Genomic DNA, 18250 nt, shown 5'->3' on the forward strand with positions numbered 1-18250 from the left:
AAACGCTTGCTTAGTCAAGCATACCAAGCGCTTGCTACACAAGAGTTCGACGCCACCGGCTCAGAACACCGGCGAGTGGAAAGCCGTGCTGGAGCGGTTCGCGGCCCGCTCGACGCGGTGGGCGATGCGCCAGCCCGTCGCCGTGCGCACGTAGTCGACGACGTACATGCCCGTCACGGCGGAGATCTCGAATCCATCTTCCGACGTGCGGCCGGACTCGAAACGGAAGTGCATGCGGCCCGTGGCGCGGTCGCCGTCGAGCACGATCTCGGGCAGATGGATCAGGTGGAGTCCGCGGAAGCGCCGGTTGATGTCCCGGCAGAACTGTGCGAGCTCGGCCCGCCCCTCGTAGCGGGCGCCGGGCCGCACGGCGGTCGCCGGCATCTCGAAGACGCCGTCTGCGGCGAACAGGCCCGCCCACCCCTCGGCATCCACCGTGTCCCACGTACGGGCGTACGCACCCTCGATGTCGAGGATCGCGAGGCGGTCCTCCGCGCGCTGCAGTCGCTGTTCGAGATCGGTCATGTGGTCCATCCCTTCGCACCGGGCGCCGAGGCCGGTCCGTCATCGTCGGCGGGGTTCCGATAGCCTACCAAGCACTTGCTTGATGTGATACGTTCCGGGCATGACCGACACCGACTTCGCCGGGCTGCCCGGAATCGCACTCGTCCTGGGCGGATCCGGAGGCATCGGCGCCGCGATCGTCCGGCGCCTTGCCACAGGCGGAAGCCGCGTGGCGCTCACCTATCGATCCTCGCGACCGTCGGAACTCCCCGAGGGCATCGAGGCGCATCCGCTCGACGTCGAGGACGCCGCCGGCGCCGAGTCGCTGGTCGCGGACCTCGTCGCGCGCCACGGCGCGATCCACACCGTCGTGCACGCCGCCGGACCGCACGTGCCGATGGTGCACCTCTCGAAGGTCGGCCCGGAGCAGTTCGCACGGCAGATCGACGCCGACCTCGTCGGCTTCTTCACCGTCGTCCACGCCGTCCTGCCCGCGCTGCGCGCGTCATCCGGCTCCCTCGTCGCGGTCACCACGGCCGCGACGAGCCGCTATCCCGTCCGCGACGGCCTGTCGGCGGCGCCGAAGGCCGGAGTGGAGGCGCTCGCCCGCGGGCTCGCCGCCGAGGAGGGCCGCTTCGGCGTGCGCGTCAACTGCGTGGGCCCGGGCATGCTCGACGACGGGATGTCGGCACGCCTCATGGCATCCGGCGACCTCGACGAGCGGGCGCTCGACGTCGCCCGCTCGAACATCCCGCTCCGCCGCTTCGGGAGCTCGCAGGACATCGCCGAGGCGGTGGCCTTCCTCGCATCGCCCCGCGCCGGGTTCATCACCGGCCAGAAGCTCGACGTCGACGGCGGCTACGGCGTCTGACCGACGACGGTGCGCTGCTCCACCGGAGGGGTGCGACCGCTCAGCTGCTCGCCGCGCTCGGTCATGATGCGCGCCCCGATCTCGGGCTGCGGCAGCAGGTAGAACGCGCCGTTCGCCGCCTGAGCGAAGATCTCGCGGGCCGCATCCGCCGGGGTCGACCCGGTCGCCAGCAGCTCGCGCATCGTGCGGCGCTCGTCCTCCGCGGCGGCGACGTCACCGGCATCCACCATGCCCGTCGCGTCGAAGATCCGCGTCGCGACGGCGGCCGGCAGCACGACGCCGACGCGGATCGGCGCACCCACCCGCGCGAGGTCGACCTGCAGCGCCTCGCTCATGCCGAGGACGGCATGCTTCGTCGCGATGTACGGGCCCTGCCGCGAGATCGTCTTGACCGCGGCGACGGATGCGAGGTTCCAGATGTGCGCGGGAGCATCCGCAGCGATCATGCGCGGCACGAAGGAGCGGATGCCGTGGAACACCCCGCTCACGTTGATGTCGACGATGCGCCGCCAGTTCTCGAGCGGCGTGTCCCACAGATAGCCGAGCTGCTCGACGCCGGCGTTGTTGACGAGGAGGGACACCGGGCCGAGGGCGAAAGCCGTGTCGGCAAGAGCGTCGACCTGGGCGGGGTCGCGAACATCCGTCTCCACCGCCCACGCCCGGGCGCCGCCGTCGATCAGGTCGCGCGCGGCCCGCCGTGCGGCCGCAGCGTCCACGTCGGCGATGACGACCCGCATTCCGAGCCCCGCCGCGTGCCGGGCGATGCCTTCGCCGATGCCGGACCCGGCACCCGTGACGACGGCGAGTCCGCCTTCGAAGGTCTGCGGCGGGATCATGTCAGCTCTCCTCGTCCTCGTTCTCGATCTGCTCGCGCAGCCATCCGATGCGCGCGGCCTCGTCCTGCAGGTACCGGGTCGACCAGCCGAGGGCGATCGACGAATAGCGCCACCCGGGCACGGCGGACGAGTTCGCCCGGTGCTGCTCGGCGCGCTCCGCGCGGGCGAGCACCTCGTCGCGGTAGTCGTCGAGCACCCGCAGCAGCCGGGTGCGGTCGCCGTTGTGCGCCGCCCAGACGCGCAGGAGGACGGGGTGCTTCAGCACCACCGGGTCGGGCTCGAGCCGGTCGGCCCAGTCCCGCATCCAACGCCGCCCGGTGTCGGTGATCTCGTACAGCCGCCGGCTCTTCGCCTCGTGCGTCTGCTCCACGCGGGAGACGACGAGTCCGTGGCTCTCGAGCCGGCGCAGCTCGGTGTAGATCTGGCTCTGCGACGGCGCCCAGTAGAAGAACGCCAGGCTCTGCTCGGCCCAGCGCTTGATGTCGTAGCCGGAGAGCTGCTCGCCGAACGACAGGATGCCGAGAACGGCCCAGCTCGTCGCCGGCAGCTCGGCCTCGTCGGCTGTCACGACCTCGGCGTCGTCGTCCATGCGGCTCCCCCTCTGTGTTCACGACGCGTGCGCTCCGCGTCGAGCGGATGGTTCTGAACACGGTATGACTTTCCGGCATAGTTCCATGGCGGCGGCGTCGGACACAAGTGCAAACCAAGCGCTTGACCAACTCTCGACACCATGCGATAGTTCTGGCAGTGCTATGACTTTTAGTCATACCGATCGAAGGAGATCGCATGAGCGCGACGGATGCCACGCCGGCCGCCGCGGGGGTGGGCGACGAGACGCGTCGCCTGCTCGCGCTGCTGAACGAGACGTTCCCCGACATCGCGTCGATGGAGCCGCTCGAGGCGCGCACGGCGGTCGATGCCCGCATCCGCCCTGCGGCGAACCTCGACGACGTCGCCTCCACGACGGACGAAGCCGTCGGCACCGACGGCGTGACGGTGCGCGTCTACCGGCCGCACGATCCCGACCCCGATGTGCCGGCCACGGTCTACGTGCACGGCGGCGGGTTCCTGCACGGCTCGGTGGAGGGACACGACTCCTACTGCCGCAGCTGGGCGCGTGCCGTGCGCGGCATCGTGGTCTCCGTCGACCACCGCCGGGCTCCGGATGTGCCGGCGCCGGTGCCGCTCGAAGACGTGATCGCCGCCGTCGACTGGGTACGCGCGAACGGGTTCGCCGACGCCGGCGTCGTCATCGCGGGCGACAGCTCGGGCGGAAACCTCGCGGCGGGCGCGGCGCTCGCCCTGCGCGATCGCAGCGACTCCCCGCTCGTCGGCCAGGTGCTGCTCTACCCGTTCCTCGACCCGACGATGTCGTCGCCGTCGTACGAGCGGAACGCCGAGGGGTACTTCATCACGGCCCGCATCCTCGACTACTACTGGCAGTCGTACCTGGGCGAGACCGACCGGGATGCCGCGGCATCGGACCCGCGGATCTCGCCGCCCGCCGCATCCTCACTGGCGGGGCTCCCGCCCGCGATCGTGGTGACGGGCGGACGCGACCCGCTGTGCGACGAGGGCCGCGACTACGCGGACGCGCTGCGCGATGCCGGCGTCCCCGTCATCCATCACCACTTCCCCGAGCAGTTCCACGGCTTCGCGACGATCCCCGGCTACGGGCCGGGTGCCGCCGCGAGCGCGATCGTCTGGTCGGATTTCGCCCGCATGTTCACGAGAGCAGGAGAGTCATGAGCGACACGCACACCCACCACGACCTCATCGTCGTCGGCGCCGGCTTCGCCGGGATGTACACCGTGATCCACGGGGTCCGCGCCGGCCTCGACGTGCTCGGCCTCGAGGCCGGGAACGACGTCGGCGGCACTTGGTACTGGAATCGCTACCCCGGCGCGCGGTGCGACGTGGAGAGCATCGACTACTCCTTCTCGTTCGACGAGGACCTGCAGCGCGAGTGGCGCTGGACCGAGCGCTACGCCACGCAGCCGGAGATCCACCGGTACCTCGCCTACGTGGCGGACCGGTACGACGTGCGCCGCAGCTTCCGGTTCGGCGAGTTCGTCGATGGCGCGGACTGGGATGAGGACACGCAGCGCTGGACCGTCCGCACCCGCGATGGCCTCGTCGCATCCGCGCGCTGGCTCGTGATGGCGACCGGCAGCCTCTCCACGCCGATCCTGCCCGACATCCCCGGCCGGGACTCGTTCGCGGGCGACGTCTACCAGACCTCGGTGTGGCCCGACGAGCACCCCGACTTCGCCGGGCAGCGCGTCGCGGTGATCGGCACGGGCTCGTCGGCCGTCCAGTCGATCCCGATCTTCGCCGAGAGCGCCGACGAGCTCGTCGTCTACCAGCGCACGGCCAATTACAGCGTGCCCGCGTTCAACCGCCTTCTCGACGACGCCGAGTGGGATCAGGTGCTCGAGCGCTACGACGAGCGGCGCGAGCTGTCCTGGAACGGCCTGGCCGGATCTCCGTGGGGAAGCCACCCGATCCCGTTCGAGGACGTGCCGGAGGACGAGCGCGATGCGATCTTCGAGGAGGCGTGGGAACGCGGCGGCGTACTGTTCGCCAAGGCCTTCCAGGGCCTGACCGCCAAGCCCGAGATCAACGCCGCGGCGCGCGATTTCTTCGAGCGCAAGATCGGCGGCATCGTGCAGGACCCGCAGACCCTAGCGGATCTCACACCGCACAACCATGCCATCGGCACCAAGCGCATCTGCACCGACTCGGGCTACTTCGAGACGTTCAACCTGCCGCATGTCGACCTGGTGAATCTGCGCCGCGATCCGATCGTCGAGATCTCGCCGGAGGGCATCCGCACGGAGTCCGGCGCGCGCGGGTTCGACGTCATCGTGTACGCCACGGGCTTCGACGCCATGACGGGGTCGCTGACACGCATCGACATCCGCGGGCGCGATGGCGCGCTGCTCCGGGATGCGTGGGCCGACGGCGCGACGACGTACCTCGGCGTCGCCGTCCCCGGCTTCCCGAACCTCCTCGTGCTCAACGGCCCCGGGACGCCCAGCGTGCTCTCCAACATGGCGCTCACGTCCGAGCAGCAGGGCGACTATGCGCTGCGGCTCATCGCCTACAGCGACGAGAACGGGTACACGTCCGTCGAGGCCAGAGCGGATTCCGCGCACGCCTGGGACGCGCACGGGGCCGAGCTCGCCGGCAAGACCCTCTTCGGGGACGCGGAGTCGTGGTACACGGGCGCGAACATCGCCGGCAAGGCGCGCGGGTTCCTCCCCTACATCGGCGGGTTCCGCCCCTACATCGACCGCGTCGACGCGGTGGCGGCGGAGGGCTACCCCGGGTTCGTGTTGACCCGCGCGTGAGCCCGCGCGCACGGGCCCTTGGCACCGTGGGACGCCGGCGCTAGGGTATCAAGCAAACGCTTGGTCTGGAGGATTCATGGATGGTGCCCGCTTCGGCTTCTCGCCAGACGATGCCGTGCTGATCACCGGCGCGGGAAGCGGCATCGGCCGCGCCACTGCGCTGCGCGCGGCCGAGCAGGGACTCGCCCTCAGCCTGTGGGACCTCGACCCCGCAGGACTCGCGGCGACCGTGGAGCTCGTCGCGCCGACCGGGGTGCGCGTCCACTCGTGGGTGGCCGACGTCGGGGACGAGGATGCGGTCGCGGACGGTGTCGGCGACGCCGTCGCCGCGCTCGGCACCATCCGCTACCTCCACAACAACGCCGGCCCCGCCTCGAGCAGCAGCATCCCGTTCGACCGCGCGCTGGAGATCTGCGTCGGCAGCGTCCGACGGGTCACCCAGCACTGGTCGGCGGCGGCGCCGGGCGCCGGAGCGGCCATGGTCGCGACCACGTCGGTCGCCGGCAACCTCGTGGGGACGGACAGCGACTGGTACTCCGCATCCAAGGCCGCGATCATGGGCTACGTCCGCCACCTCGCCGCCCACCGGGCTGCGGAGTTCCGCAGCAATGGCGTCGCCCCCGGCATGACGGACACCCCCCGGCTCGCCGGATTCGCGCAGAGTGAGACGGGCAAGCGCGTGCTCACCCGCATCCCGCTCGGCCGCATGGCGAGCCCCGACGACATCGCCTACGCGACGCTCTTCCTCCTCTCCCCCGTCGCGTCGTACATCAACGGCGTCTTCCTGCCGGTCGACGGCGGCTGGACGGTCACGCAATGACCGACGCACCGGTGCTGCACAGCGCCACCCACCGCCTGAGCTACGCCGACACCGACCCGGCCGGCATCCTGTACTACGCCGCCTGGTTCCCCAAGATGGAGGCACTGCAGACCGAGTTCCTCTTCCTGCAGGGGCTGCGCCAGGACACGCTCCTCGACCGGTTCGGCTGGTGGACCGTGTCGCGCGCGACGAAGTGCGACTACCTCGCGGCGGCCCGACTGCTCGAGGAGTTCCGCATCGATCTGCGGCTCGGGGAGATCGGGACCACCTCGTTCCGCTTCGACTTCGACATGCGGCGCATCGGCGACGACGTGCAGGTGGCGCGCGCGTCGAACACCGTCGTCACCGTCTCGTCGGATCAGCGGCCGGTCCGCATCCCGGAGATGCTGCGCGTGCGCCTGGAGGCGTGGCGCACCGGAGCGGTCTGATGGATGCGGGCGACCGCGTCGACATCGCGATGCTCATCGCGCGCATCGCGCAGCTGGCCGACGACGGCGAGGTCGACGACTACCTCGACTGCTTCACCGGCGATGCCGCGTGGGAGCTCACCGACGCGAGCGGCATCGGCCTCGAGGTGCAGACCCGCCGCGGCCGTGCCGAGCTCGAGGCGGGTGTCCGCGAGCGCCGCGCGCAAGGGATGCAGGGCCCCGGCACGCACACGAAGCACGACGTGTCGACGGTCGCCGTGACGGTCGACGGCGACCGCGCGCGGGCGAGCGCCTACTACCGCTACTACCTCGACACGCACGCGACGCCGCGGCTTGCGACGATGGGCCGGTACGACGATGAGTTCGTCCGCGCCGCCGAGGGATGGCGGCTCGCCCGCCGCGTGATCAGTCGGAGCTGACGCGCGACAGGAACGCGGCGGCCCGCCCGCTGCGGACGAGATCGAGATGCATGTCCGCCTGGCGCAGCGCGGAGTGCAGGTGGAATCCGTCGAGGCCGTCCCAGCCCGCGGTCCAGGTGAGCCGTCGTGCGTACTCCCACACCGGTGCATCGCCGAGCTCGGGACGCAGGACGGCGACCTCGGCGGTGCGCCGCAGGTGGTGCGCCGCGATCTCCGCGCAGCGACCAGCCAGCCCCGTGAAGCGGAACTCGTGCCCGGGCAGCACCTCGAGGTCTCCGAGGCCGGCGATCCGGTCGAGCGAGTCGAGGTAGTCGCCGAGGGGGTCGGTGCCGGGGAGCGTGCCGATGCCGACACCCGCGTAGATGCGCGGCAGGACGTGGTCGCCGGAGAGCACGACGCCGCGCGCGCGATCCACGAGGCACATGTGACCCGACGTGTGGCCCGGCGTGAGCAGAACGTCGAGCGAGCCGGCGTCCCCGAGCTCGATGCGGTCGCCGTCCGCCACGAGGACGTCGGCAACCGTGGTCGGCACGAGCGACGGACGATCGAATGACTCCCGCAGCTCTTCGCGGCGGGCCGACGGCACCGCCCACGCCTCGAGAAGCCGTTCGTATGCGGCGCGGTCGTTGCGGCCGGGCGCCGTCTCCTGTGTCAGCACGTCGGCCTCGCGGCCCGACAGGACGAGTCGCGCACCGCTGGCCTGGCGCAGGCGTGCAGCAGCACCGAGGTGATCGGGATGGTGATGGGTCACGATGATCGTCACGATGTCGGTGACACGCAGTCCGAAGGACGCCAGGACCTTCTCGATCGAGGGCAGCGTCTCGACTCCGTCCCAGCCGGGATCGACGACATGGACCCCGTCGGAGCCGATGAAGACGTAGGCCAGTGTGTACGGGAGGGCACTCGCCGGTATGGGCACCGGGAACGCCCAGAGCCCGTCGGAGACATGCTCGGGCGCCGGCAGACCGCGCGCGTCCCACGCATCCCGCTGCGCCATGCTCGTGGGCCGGGCGCTCGAGGCCCTGGTCATGACGCGTGCCGCCGGAAGGAGATGGGCCGCTTCGCGAGGAACGCCTCGCGCGCGATGGCGTACTCGTCCGACGCGAGCAGGTCTCCCTGCACCGCGAGCTCGGCGACGAGCGCTTCCTCGAGAGCCGACTCGGCCGCACCGCGCACGAGGCGCTTGGAGGCGAAGACCGCCTGCTGCGGAGCGTCGAGGATGCGGTCGACGTACACGGCGATACGGGCGTCGAGCTGGTCGTCCGGGACGACGTCGGCGATGAGCCCCCATTCGGCGGCCTGGGTCGCGCCGATCCGCTCCCCGCCGAGGATCATGCGGGTCGCCCGCGCGCGACCGACGAGCTCCACCAGCGTGCGGGTGGCACCGCCGTCGGGCACGAGTCCGATCGGGAGGAAGGGCATGAGGAAGAACGCGGATGCTGCAGCCACGACGAGGTCGCACGCGACCGCGATCGACGCTCCGACGCCCGCCGCCGGGCCCTGGACGCGCGCGATGACGACCGCGCGCGCGCCGGAGATCGCACGGATGACGTCGGCCGCGGCGGCGACGGTGGCCGCATCCACGAGCCCAGACAGGTCCGCGCCGGTGCAGAAGGCGCGACCCTCGCCCTCGAGGACGATGACAGAGGGCCCGTCGGCGTCGACCGCGCGGATCGTCTCGGCGAGAGCCGCGAGGTCTTCCGTCGTGAGGGAGTTCAGCCGGGACGGCCGACTCAGCCGCACCACCGCACGGTCACCCACACGCTCACTCGACACGACATCCATCCTGGACCCCTCTCGATCTCGACAGCATACCAATCAAATGCTTGGTAGAGTCAGCGGCATGAGCGACGTCGACGTGCTGCACACCCCGCTGTCGGTCGGCCCTGTCGAGCTGTCGCACCGCGTCGCCGTCTCGCCGATGTGCATGTACGCCTCGGTCGACGGCCACGCCACCGACTTCCACCTCGTGCACCTCGGCCGCTTCGCGCTCGGCGGCGCCGCGCTCACGATGGTCGAGGCCACCGCGGTCGAGCCGCAGGGACGCATCTCCCACCACGATCTCGGACTGTGGAGCGACGACCACATCCCCGGGCTGCAGCGCATCGCCGGATTCCTCGCGGCTCACGGTTCGGTACCCGGCATCCAACTCAGCCACGCCGGCCGCCGCGCCTCGGTGCGAGAGCCGTGGCGGGCGGGGGCGCCCCTCGACGAGACCGATGCCGCCGCGGGCCTCCCCCCGTGGCCGGTCGAAGGTCCGTCGGCACTCCCGGCCGGTCCCGGCTGGCCGATCCCCGCCGCCATGGACATCGGCGACATCCGGCGAAGCATCGAGCGGTGGCGGGATGCGGCGGCCCGCGCCGTCGCCGCGGGCTTCCGGGTCATCGAGCTCCACGGAGCCCACGGCTACCTGCTGCACGAGTTCCTCTCCCCGATCGCCAACCAGCGCACCGACGCCTACGGCGGCACCACGGAGGGCCGCATGCGCTACCCGCTCGAGGTCGTGGCGGCCGTGCGCGAGGCGATCGGCCCTGAGACGGCGCTCGCCTACCGGCTGTCCGCCGTCGACGGCGCCGTGGGCGGCCTCGACCTCGACGACACCGCGGCTTTCGCGGCGCGCCTGCAGGACGCCGGCGTCGATCTCATCGACGTGTCGTCGGGCGGCATCTCGACCGACCGGTCGCTCGACACGCGGATCCGGCGCGGGTTCGCGTTCCACGCCGACTTCTCCCACCGCATCCGCGAGTCCGTCGACATCCCCGTCGCCACCGTCGGGCTCGTCGTCGAGCCGGAGCAGGCGCAGGAGCTCGTCACCCGCGCCGACGCCGACCTCGTGCTGCTCGGGCGCTCCGTGCTCGACGACCCCAACTGGCCGCATCACGCGCGGGTCGCGCTCGGCGACGATGAGTTCGCGGAGTGGGACGTCCGCTACGGGCACGCGCTGGCGCCGCGGGCGCGGCTCATCGGCAAGCTCGCCGCGACCGGCGAGTCCCCGATGTCGCGCTTCGAGTAGACCCCGGCTGGATGCCGCCGGGCTCAGGCGCCGGGGTACCGCACGGGGTCGATGGCCGCGGCCGTGGCGGACAGCATCCGCTCGCCCACCGCCGGAGCGTCCGCCTCGATCTCGCGCACGCGCGCGGCCGTCTCGGTCGGGTCGCCGTCGAGGTACACGAGACGCACGCGGACGCTCCCCGGTGCCTGCACGGGCGACTCGTCGAACGGGAGCGAGGAATGCCGCTGCGGGTGGCTGTACGAGAACGTCCAGACACCGGCGACGCCGTCGACCTCGAGGAGGCGCGGGATCAGCATGCGGTCCTCGTACTCGTGTGCGGCGTGCACGTCGAGGGCGTGCGGGTCGTCGAACCGCGTGGCCGTGACCTGGACCCCGCGGTTCGGGCGGTACGGCAGCACCTCGGGCGAGACGAGGGCGCTCGCGGAGGAGTACCCCTTGACCGGCAGGAAGAACGCGAGCATCGGCCGACGCACGCCCGGGATGATCGGGCCGCGGCCCCACTGGAACGACGCCTCGCCGAGGGCGTCCCATTCGCGCACCGACTGCTCGACCGGCGGCCGGAACCAGTACATCGCCACGTAATCGACCCCCGCGAACTCCGGGTCTGCGCCGGGCTGCGCGCGGGACTCGTCGGTCACCGCCCAGCGCTCGCCCCACGCGACGCCGGGCAGCGCGAGGTTCTCCGGGCGATGGTCGAAGAGGTGCCACCGGTTGTACGACCCGTGCTGCGACGGGTCGGTGAGCTCGACGAAGGAGAAGAAGGCCAGTTCCGCGAACATGAACCCATACAAGCGCTTGGTTGGTATCTCGTCAAGCGCGTCGCCGACGTTCAGGGCGCGAGCAGCGCTCGGGCCGCCTCCTCGCCGGTGAGCAGCCGGTTCCGGCGCCGGCGGATGCGCCATCCGCCAACCGCGCGGACCAGCTCCCACCGGTTCGCACCGACGCGTACCGGCATCCATCCGGTTCCGTCGTACTCGAGCACGATCGAGTGGTTGACCGCCGTCGCCACGTCGCCGTCGATCTCGATGCGCGGCGGCGACAGGACGTGGGCGCATCCTGCCGCCATGAGGCGCCGGTGCTCCTCGATGTCGACGAGAGCGGGCAGCTCGTCTCGCCGCAGCACCGTGTCGTCGAACCCGTACTCGCCGTCGTCGGACCACAGCGCGGCGAGCGCCTCACCGCTGCCCGAGTCGGCCGCCGGCCCGTAGCGGGCGATCAGATCGGCGATCGCGAGCCGATCCTCGATCGCCGCGATCCGCTCTTCGAGCGTTCGATGGCGTGCAGCGTCGGCTTCCATCATCCCAGCCAAGCGCTTGGTCGGTTGCCCGTCAAGCGGCTCTCAGCGCCGACGAGACCGCTCAGCGGTTGATGAAGGAGGGCGCGCGCTTCTCACGGAAGGCGGCCATCCCCTCCTTCTGGTCCTCCGTGTCGAACAGGCCGGCGAACGTCTGCCGTTCGAAGCGCAGCCCCTCCCCGAGAGACGACTCGAGCGCCGCATCCAGCGCCGCCTTCGCCGCGAACACCGACGGCAGCGACTTGGATGCGATCGCCTGCGCCGTCTTCTCGGCCTCCGCGAGCAGGTCGGCCGCGGGAACGACGCGCGAGACGAGACCCGAGCGCTCCGCCTCCGTCGCATCCATCAGTCGTCCCGTGAGGACGAGCTCCGCCGCCTTGTAGTACCCGACCGCGCGCACGAGGCGCTGCGTGCCGCCCATGCCCGGGATGACCGCGAGGTTGATCTCCGGCTGCCCGAACTTCGCCGTGTCAGCGGCGAGGATGATGTCGCACATCATCGCGAGCTCGCATCCGCCGCCGAGGGCGTAGCCGGACACGGCGGCGATCACCGGCGTGCGCACGGCTGCGAACCGCGCCCATCCGCCGAAGTGGTCGCCCATCAGCATGTCGAGGCCGCTCTTGGCCTCCATCTCCTTGATGTCGGCGCCCGCGGCGAACGCGCGCTCGGAGCCGGTGACGACGATCGCGCCGATGCCCTCGTCGGCGTCGTACCGGGTCGCAGCATCCACGACGTCGGCCATGATCTGCGAGTTCAGCGCGTTGAGCGCCTCCGGACGGTTCAGGGTGATCCAGCCGACGCGGCCGCGCGTCTCGGTGAGGATGGTCTCGTAGTCGGTCATGGGTCCTCCAGTCACGGGCGCATCGTCGCGCGACGGGCTCGCGCCCGCCGATCCCACCCTAGGCGCCGCGGGCACACACGACAGATCCGCGCTACGCACGGGGGTCGACGCCCACCCGCACGTGCTGGCCGCGTGCAGCGAGCGCGAAGGCGTCGTCCACACGCGAGAGCGGGAGGGTCGCGCCGGTGAGCTCGTACAGCGGGATGCGGCGCCACGCGTGCTCGACGTAGCGGACCGCATCGCGGAGGTCGTCCGACGTGTAGTTGTGCACGCCGCGGACGGTGACGAGCCCGCGCACCACGCGCTCCGGGTCGAGCGGCACGGCGCCCGCGGAGAAGACGCTGCCGACGAGCGCGACGACTCCTCCGACGCCGACGACGTCGAGAGCCTCTCCGACCGCGGAGAGGGATCCGGATGCCTCGACCACGGCGTCGACCTGATCACGCCGGGCCGCGGCGAGCGTCGCAGTGAGGCCGCCCGGGATCTCGCCGCCTCGGTGCCGCGAGCGGGAGGGGTGGGCGGCCGCGGCCCGCGCGGCGGAGTGGTCGACGCCGCGCGGGTCGTAGACGGCACGGGCGCCGAATCGGATCGCCCGGGCGCGGCGCGCCGCATCCGGGTCCGACACGATCACCGTCGCGTCCTTGTCCGTCGCGATCGCCGTCGCGACGAGCCCGATGAGCCCGGCCCCGGTGACGAGGAGCGTCGCGTCCTCGAGGTCGACGGTCTGCTCGATCGCGCGGATGGCGGCCCACGCCGTCGCGACGCCGCACGACACGGGCGCGAGCGCTTCGGCGGGCACACCCTCCGCCACCTTCACGATGGCCGTGCCGGCGCGCACGTGGACGTGCGTCGCGAATCCGCCGTTCAGCTGCCACCCCGGCTGGATCTTCTCGTGGCCGTATTTGCGCAGCGACGTGCACTTCTGCGGAATGCCCCGCTCACAACGGCCGCACGTGCCGCACGACACCGTCACCGACCACACCACGCGGTCACCCGGGCGGAGCGCCGCGCCATCGACGTCGACGGCGTCCGTCCCGACGGCGACGATCCGCCCGACGCTCTCGTGCCCGAGCACCGTGGGAACCGGCGTCGGGCGATCGCCGCGCACCGTGTGAACGTCCGATCCGCAGATGGTCGACAGTTCGACGGCGACGAGCGCCTCGCCGTCGGCGAGCGGGGCATCGAGCACTGCCATCGCCTCGTGCGGGCGCCCCGGCTCGAACCACACCTGCGCGGTCGCCGCAGGGTCGAGCCGCGCGCGGTACGCCCCGACGGGCGCGAGCGTCGTCTTCATCCCCGGCGGCGTCAGCGGGCGCTGACGGGGGCGAAGGATGCGGCGACGCTGTCGTCCTCGGCATCCTCGATGTCCGCCTCGACGATCCGCCCGCGGATGCCGAGGAGCGCAGGCAGGTGCGTGACGTCGGGGATCACGGCATCGGCCCCGGCGCGCAGCAGTGCAGGGCGGCCGTGCGCGCCGCTGAGCACGCCCGCGACGAGTCCGGCGCCCGCGCGCAGACCGGACTCCATGTCGCTCGCGGTGTCGCCGGCGACGGCGACCGCCGCGACCGACGACGCCCCCGCACGCAGGAGCGCGCCGAGCACCAGGTCGGGCGCGGGGCGGCCTCGGCCGACGTCGGCGGGCGAGAGAGCTGCGACGATCTCGTCCGTCCAGTCGATGTGGCGGAGGATGGCGTCGCGCGTCGCCGGCGCGAAGCCGGTCGTCAGAGCGACCTGCACGCCGGCGGCGCGGAGTGCCCGCACGGTGTCCCCCGCGCCGGGCACCTCTGTGACGCCCTGCTCGTCCACGAGCTCGGCGTACGCGTCCTCGAACGCGGCGTTCGCGCGCGCCGCCGCCTCCCGGTCGCCCGCGGCGAGGTGGGTGAAGACCTCGATCTTCGACTGACCCATCGTGTCGCGCACGTACTGCAGGGCCTCGTCCGCCGGCAGGGCGACCGCGCCGGTGCGCTCGGCTGCCCGGGCGAAGGCCTGCTCGACGAGACCGTCGTCGACGATCGTGGTGCCGGCCATGTCGAAGACGACGAGCTCGATGGGCGTGGTGGGGCGGGCGGTCATCGGGTGCCTTCCTTCTGGGGTGCGGACGCGGATGCGGAGAGGTGGGGATATGCGGCGGCGATGACGGACTCGGCGACACCGAGGCCCGTCGTCATGCCGATGCCCGTCGTGACGGTCGCGACGTGGACGCGAGGCTCGACCTCGGCGACGAGGAAGTCGTCGGCGCCGCTCGCGTAGACGCCCTGCCAGCGCTCGCGCACGCGGAGACGCTCGCCGAAGAGATCCTCCGCGGCGGCGAGGAGCTCGTCCGCCGCATCCTCGCTCTGGAACGGCGGGATGACGGCGCCTCGCGCGTGCGTGTCGCCGACGAGGAGCGACCCGTCGGGCAGCTGCGTGTACATCTGATTGAGATCGAGCGCCGCGAGGACGGGATGCTCCGCGTGCAGCCGCTCCCGGACCGCCGCGGCTGCCGGGTGGTCGGCGAAGCCGCTGTACCGGATCAGCGACCAGCCGGTGAGGAGGGGCGCATCAAGGCGCCGCGACGGCGGCGCGGTGCGCAGCATGTCCAGTCCGCAGCGCTGGACGTCGTGCCGTTCGGCGAGTTCGGGGAGGAGCTGATCGAGATCGTGGTTCACCGCCACGACGACGGTGTCGGCGTCGACGGTCCCGTGCGTGGTCTCCACAGCGCCGGGCACTGCCCGCGTGACAGCCGTCCGCATCCGGAACTCCACGCCGCGCTCCGCGAGGTGGCGGGTGATGGATGCGAGCGCCTCGCGCGGATTCACCTGCAGGTCGTAGGGCAGCACGGCCCCGCCGACGAGCGCATCGCGGCGGACCGGGGTGCGGGCGGCGATGGCGTCGGCGTCGAGCAGCTGCACTTCACGCCCGTAGACGCCGCCGGACGGCCGCTCCTGCGCAATGGCTGCGAGAAGGGCCAGCTCGTCGTCATGGCGCGCGGCGACGAGTGTGCCCGACTCGCGGAGCCAGAATCCCGCCTCTTCGGCCAGATCGCGCCAGATCGCGCGGGCGGCGAGCGCGTAGGACCGCGCCGGTCCGGACTGCGGGGTGAGGCAGATGTGGCCGAAGTTCCGGATGCTGGCGCCCGACTGCTCCGCGCCGCGGTCGAGGACGACGACGCGCAGGCCGCGGCGAACGGCTGCGTACGCGACGCCGAGCCCCACGATCCCGGCACCGACCACGGCGACGTCGTACCGCCGGCTCATCGGAAGACCTTCCGCATCCACATCGCGATCCCCTCGACGACGAGCACCGCGACCAGCGTCATCAGCACGATGGCCGTGACGGTCTGGTAGTGCGAGCCCTGGGCCGCGTTGAGGAGGTAGTACCCGACTCCGCCGCCGCCGACGATGCCGAGGATCGTCGCCGCGCGGATGTTCGTGTCGAGGAGGTAGAAGCCGTGGCCGAGGAGCGCCCGCGTCGACTGCGGGACGGTCGCGCCCGAGTACACCTGGGCACGGGTCGCACCCGTGGCGCGCAGTGCGCGTTCGGGGCCGCGCGGCACCTCCTCGATCGAGTCGGCGAAGAGCTTGCCGAGGAGCCCGATGCCGCCGAAGGCGAGCGCGAGCACGCCCGCCTGCGAGCCGAGTCCCGTGATGACGATGAGGACGATCGCGAGGATGAGCTCCGGGATGCCGCGGATGCCGACGAGAAGCACCCGGGCTGTTCCGCGGATCCCGCCGCTCGGCGCCACGTTGCGGGCGGCGAACGAGCCGACGAGGAGCGACGGCAGGAGCGAGAGCACCGTCGCCGCGAGCGCGATCGCGATCGTCTCGCGCATCGCATCCACCATGATCGCGGTGTCGTACGCGCCGAACGACGGCGGCCAGAACTGCGCCAGGACGGCCGGCATCTTCCCCCACACCGTGAGGAAGTCGCTCCAGGTGATCTGGCACACCCAGACGGAGGCGGCGATCACGGCGACCGCGACCCAGCTCCAGGCGACGTTGCGGACGCGCCGCGACGTCCACGGGCGGCGGAGGGCGGTCTGCGGCGTCGCCGCCCATGCAGGCCGCACCGCCGGGGCATTCGACACGGGAGCGGCGCGACGACCACGTCGTCCCCACGCCTTCTCCACAGATCGCTGGCGCGATCCGCGGAGCCTCCGGGCGCGTGGGCCCAGCATCCGGTCGAACAAAGACCCGCGGTCGCCCGCGGAGCCGAGCATCGCTGCGCGCACGAGGCTGGAGATGATCTCCATGACGACGCACAGGATGAAGATGACGAGCGCGATACCGAGGCCCAGGCCGTACTGCAGCGACTTGAAGGCGTACGACATCTGCATGCCGAGCCCCGCGACGCCGACGTAGCCGAGCACGACCGAGCCGCGCAGGTTGATGTCGTTGCGGTGGAGCACCGTCGCGATCCACGACGGCAGGACCTGCGGGAGGATGCCGGAGCAGAATTCCTGCATCCGGCCGCCGCCCGCGGCGCGGATCGCGCGCCGCGGCCCCTCGTCGATCTGCTCGATGGCGTCGGCGAAGAGCTTCGAGATCATGCCGATCGAGTGCAGCCCGATCGCGAGGATGCCGGGCAGGGCGCCGAGCGAGAACATGAGGGCGAACACGATCGCGAACACCACGTCGGGGATCGCGCGCGCGAGGACGCCGACGAACCGCGCCGCGGCGCGCCATCCATTGCCCGGAGTCGTGTTGGCGGCGGCGAGGTAGGCGATCGGGACCGAAAGCACCGCGGCGAGGATCGTGCCGGTGATGACGATCCCGAGCGTCAGCGCGATGAGCCCCGCGAGTTCGGCCGGCGGCGGGAAGCGCAAGTGGCCGACGCGCGCGAAGAAGTGCTCCGCGTTGCCCCAGCTCGCGATCATGTCGGGGATCGAGATGTCGATGCCCTGCAGCGCCACGATGGCGGTGACGAGGAGCGCGACGAGGGTGAGGGATGCGGCGATCCGCTCCGGCGAGACGTGCCGGCGCGGGGCGCGCGACGCGACGCTCGCGGCGGGCGGGACGAGGAGGGGCGGATGCGGGGCGGTCGCCGTCATGCCGAGGCTCCCGCCGTCTCCATGAGAGACTCGACGGCCTCGAGTTCCCGCGTCGTGGTCGCGACGCGGCCGTAGATCTCCATGACCTCGGCCTTGGAGAGCCCGGCCGCGGGCGTGTCGAGCACGAGCTTCCCGTGGCGCAGGCCCACGATGCGGTCGGCCCACGAGATCGCGAGGTCGACCTGGTGGAGGCTGCACAGGACCGTGAGGCCGTCGTCCGCCGCGATCTCACGGATGAGCGCCATGACCTGGTCGCTCGATTCCGGGTCGAGCGAGGCGACCGGTTCGTCGGCGAGCAGGATGCGGGGGCGCTGCATCAGCGCGCGGGCGATCGCCACGCGCTGCTGCTGGCCGCCGGAGAGGGTGTCCGCGCGCTGGTAGGCGCGATCGAGGAGGCCGACGCGGTCGAGGTGGCCGAGGGCGGCGAGCCGCGCGGATCGCGGGTACGACCACAGCCCGAGCCGCGGACCGCGGAGCGCCGCGAGCGCTCCGGTCAGGACGTTCTCGAGCACCGTCAGCGACGCCACGAGCTCGAACTGCTGGAAGATGAAGCCGACCTCGCTGCGGAGATTCCGCAGCGCCCGGCCTTTCATTGCGGACACCGGCCGGCCGAGCACCTCGACAGTGCCCGCGGTCGGCGTCTCCAGCCCGTCGAGGTGACGCAGGAGCGTCGATTTGCCGGAGCCGGAGAGACCGAGCAGCACGACGACCTCGCCGCGTGCGACGTCGAGGGTGACGTCATCCAATGCCGTCGTCGTCCCGAACCGCTTGGTGACGCCGTCCAGGCGCACCACCGTGTCGGAGGTCGTCGTGCCGCTCATGTCTCTACCTGTGCTTCCGGA

The 18250-nt window shown here is 71.8% G+C and carries 20 protein-coding genes; 7 read left to right on the forward strand and 13 right to left on the reverse strand.

The annotated features are described in order from the left end of the window. Positions 1-60: 60 nt before the first annotated feature. Positions 61-525 (reverse strand): nuclear transport factor 2 family protein, encoded by a 465-nt coding sequence (locus QSV35_RS08315; RefSeq protein ID WP_286288202.1) that lies wholly within the window; start codon positions 523-525, stop codon positions 61-63. A gap of 100 nt (positions 526-625) precedes the next feature. Between QSV35_RS08315 and QSV35_RS08320 the strand changes: the two genes are divergently transcribed. Further along, positions 626-1375 carry an SDR family oxidoreductase gene (locus tag QSV35_RS08320; RefSeq protein ID WP_286288203.1) on the forward strand — a complete coding sequence of 250 codons (750 nt, stop codon included), beginning with the start codon at positions 626-628 and terminating at the stop codon, positions 1373-1375. Here the strand turns inward: QSV35_RS08320 and QSV35_RS08325 are convergent. Both QSV35_RS08325 and QSV35_RS08330 read right to left on the reverse strand, forming a co-directional pair. Continuing rightward, on the reverse strand, positions 1363-2211 hold the full coding sequence (locus QSV35_RS08325) for an SDR family NAD(P)-dependent oxidoreductase (protein WP_286288204.1): 849 nt from the start codon (positions 2209-2211) through the stop codon (positions 1363-1365). The two genes, QSV35_RS08320 and QSV35_RS08325, sit on opposite strands and share 13 nt — an antisense overlap. 1 nt (position 2212) lies before the next feature. Then, positions 2213-2800 carry a PadR family transcriptional regulator gene (locus QSV35_RS08330; RefSeq protein WP_286288205.1) on the reverse strand — a complete coding sequence of 196 codons (588 nt, stop codon included), beginning with the start codon at positions 2798-2800 and terminating at the stop codon, positions 2213-2215. Positions 2801-2997: 197 nt separating this feature from the next. On the opposite strand from QSV35_RS08330, the gene QSV35_RS08335 reads away from it, so the two are divergent. The 5 genes from QSV35_RS08335 to QSV35_RS08355 all read left to right on the forward strand — a co-directional run bounded on the left by QSV35_RS08335 (position 2998) and on the right by QSV35_RS08355 (position 7231). Then, positions 2998-3960 (forward strand): alpha/beta hydrolase, encoded by a 963-nt coding sequence (locus tag QSV35_RS08335; RefSeq protein ID WP_286288206.1) that lies wholly within the window; start codon positions 2998-3000, stop codon positions 3958-3960. Beyond that, positions 3957-5564, forward strand: coding sequence for a flavin-containing monooxygenase (locus QSV35_RS08340; RefSeq protein WP_286288207.1), 1608 nt, complete (start codon positions 3957-3959; stop codon positions 5562-5564). The genes QSV35_RS08335 and QSV35_RS08340 overlap by 4 nt, the downstream gene beginning before the upstream one ends. Before the next feature lie 76 nt (positions 5565-5640). Further along, the gene (locus tag QSV35_RS08345) at positions 5641-6384 is read left to right on the forward strand and encodes an SDR family NAD(P)-dependent oxidoreductase (RefSeq protein WP_286288208.1); all 744 of its coding nucleotides are present in this window, start codon (positions 5641-5643) and stop codon (positions 6382-6384) included. Next, positions 6381-6812 carry an acyl-CoA thioesterase gene (locus QSV35_RS08350; RefSeq protein ID WP_286288209.1) on the forward strand — a complete coding sequence of 144 codons (432 nt, stop codon included), beginning with the start codon at positions 6381-6383 and terminating at the stop codon, positions 6810-6812. Before QSV35_RS08345 ends, QSV35_RS08350 begins: the two co-directional genes overlap by 4 nt. Continuing rightward, positions 6791-7231, forward strand: coding sequence for a nuclear transport factor 2 family protein (locus QSV35_RS08355; RefSeq protein WP_286288210.1), 441 nt, complete (start codon positions 6791-6793; stop codon positions 7229-7231). Before QSV35_RS08350 ends, QSV35_RS08355 begins: the two co-directional genes overlap by 22 nt. Here QSV35_RS08355 and QSV35_RS08360 read toward each other — a convergent pair. Then, on the reverse strand, positions 7218-8261 hold the full coding sequence (locus QSV35_RS08360) for an MBL fold metallo-hydrolase (protein WP_286288211.1): 1044 nt from the start codon (positions 8259-8261) through the stop codon (positions 7218-7220). The genes QSV35_RS08355 and QSV35_RS08360 overlap by 14 nt on opposite strands. Continuing rightward, complete coding sequence (locus tag QSV35_RS08365) at positions 8258-9007, reverse strand: enoyl-CoA hydratase/isomerase family protein (RefSeq protein ID WP_286288212.1); 750 nt, start codon at positions 9005-9007, stop codon at positions 8258-8260. The genes QSV35_RS08360 and QSV35_RS08365 overlap by 4 nt, the downstream gene beginning before the upstream one ends. Positions 9008-9074: 67 nt before the next feature. On the opposite strand from QSV35_RS08365, the gene QSV35_RS08370 reads away from it, so the two are divergent. Then, positions 9075-10244, forward strand: a complete 1170-nt coding sequence (locus tag QSV35_RS08370) for an NADH:flavin oxidoreductase/NADH oxidase (protein ID WP_286288213.1) — start codon at positions 9075-9077, stop codon at positions 10242-10244. A 23-nt stretch (positions 10245-10267) separates the two neighbouring features. On the opposite strand, the gene QSV35_RS08375 is transcribed toward QSV35_RS08370, so the two are convergent. The 8 genes from QSV35_RS08375 to phnC all read right to left on the reverse strand — a co-directional run bounded on the left by QSV35_RS08375 (position 10268) and on the right by phnC (position 18229). After that, the gene (locus QSV35_RS08375; RefSeq protein WP_286288214.1) at positions 10268-11023 is read right to left on the reverse strand and encodes a hypothetical protein; all 756 of its coding nucleotides are present in this window, start codon (positions 11021-11023) and stop codon (positions 10268-10270) included. Positions 11024-11073: 50 nt separating this feature from the next. Then, complete coding sequence (locus tag QSV35_RS08380; protein ID WP_286288215.1) at positions 11074-11541, reverse strand: nuclear transport factor 2 family protein; 468 nt, start codon at positions 11539-11541, stop codon at positions 11074-11076. 61 nt (positions 11542-11602) lie between these two features. Next, positions 11603-12379, reverse strand: a complete 777-nt coding sequence (locus QSV35_RS08385; protein ID WP_286288216.1) for an enoyl-CoA hydratase — start codon at positions 12377-12379, stop codon at positions 11603-11605. A 91-nt stretch (positions 12380-12470) separates the two neighbouring features. Continuing rightward, complete coding sequence (locus QSV35_RS08390) at positions 12471-13673, reverse strand: alcohol dehydrogenase catalytic domain-containing protein (RefSeq protein WP_286288217.1); 1203 nt, start codon at positions 13671-13673, stop codon at positions 12471-12473. Positions 13674-13684: 11 nt separating this feature from the next. Continuing rightward, a complete protein-coding gene (locus tag QSV35_RS08395) occupies positions 13685-14452 on the reverse strand; it encodes a phosphonatase-like hydrolase (protein WP_286288218.1) in 768 nt (255 codons plus the stop codon). After that, positions 14449-15615: a TIGR03364 family FAD-dependent oxidoreductase gene (locus QSV35_RS08400; protein ID WP_286288219.1), complete on the reverse strand. Its 1167-nt coding sequence runs from the start codon at positions 15613-15615 to the stop codon at positions 14449-14451. Before QSV35_RS08400 ends, QSV35_RS08395 begins: the two co-directional genes overlap by 4 nt. Beyond that, positions 15612-17408 carry a phosphonate ABC transporter, permease protein PhnE gene (phnE, locus tag QSV35_RS08405; RefSeq protein ID WP_286288221.1) on the reverse strand — a complete coding sequence of 599 codons (1797 nt, stop codon included), beginning with the start codon at positions 17406-17408 and terminating at the stop codon, positions 15612-15614. The genes QSV35_RS08400 and phnE overlap by 4 nt, the downstream gene beginning before the upstream one ends. Beyond that, entirely contained in the window at positions 17405-18229 is an 825-nt protein-coding gene (gene phnC / locus QSV35_RS08410; protein WP_286288222.1) for a phosphonate ABC transporter ATP-binding protein, read from the reverse strand. The genes phnE and phnC overlap by 4 nt, the downstream gene beginning before the upstream one ends. Positions 18230-18250: the final 21 nt, after the last annotated feature.

Source organism: Microbacterium candidum (genome assembly GCF_030315975.1).
Classification (GTDB): Bacteria; Actinomycetota; Actinomycetes; order Actinomycetales; family Microbacteriaceae; genus Microbacterium; species Microbacterium candidum.